Origin of the sequence: Vibrio sp. 1641, from assembly GCF_033339995.1 — a bacterium.
Taxonomy (GTDB): Bacteria; Pseudomonadota; Gammaproteobacteria; order Enterobacterales; family Vibrionaceae; genus Vibrio; species Vibrio alginolyticus.
The window spans coordinates 1-643 of record NZ_JAWOVP010000250.1 but is presented as its reverse complement, the minus strand read 5'-3'; the positions used below and the strand labels follow the sequence as shown (position 1 = coordinate 643).

General features: G+C 45.6%; 1 protein-coding gene. It reads left to right on the top strand.

The window, feature by feature from the left end:
* A partial coding sequence (locus tag R7Z47_RS25325; RefSeq protein WP_318130826.1) for a PAS domain S-box protein occupies positions 1 to 643 on the top strand: 643 nt, incomplete at both ends.

Below are 643 nucleotides of genomic sequence, written 5' to 3'. Positions count from 1 at the left end.
AAAAAGAGCGACGCGCGACATCAATGACCTTATTCAAGAATCCTTGTTTGTATTAAGTCTTGTACTGGTTTTCACTTTGCCAATTACCGCGTTGGCGCTGCATTACCGTCGTCATAGTGTGGAATCGAAGTTAGCCCGTGCCGCACTCGATGGTATGACCGCCGTCATGATTTCTGACGCGTCGCTCCGCATCATCATGGTCAACCAAGAGTTTGAAAACATGATGGGTTATTCTACCGAACAAGTGAAAGGCTCGAATGCCCACAGCCTGATTTTGCTTCCTGAAGACCTCGAAGAGACGCTAAACATTTGGAATAAGTTAGGGCGCGAGAATGTTTGGGAAGGCGAAGTACGCTGCCGTACCCAATTGAATCATGTGTTTACGGCGATCATGCGTATCCAAGCGAACTTAACAAAGTCCGGTAAAATCAGCTATTACATCACTTCGCTGGTGGATATTTCTGAACGTAAAGCGTTGGAAGAGCAGTTGCGCAACTTAAGTGAGAAAGACGGTTTGACTGGACTGTGGAACCGCAGAAAGTTTGAAGAACAATTAACCCACTACGCGAATATTGTAGAACGTTATCCTGATACACCGACGACGTGTTTGGCTTTGTTTGATATTGACCACTTTAAGCGCATT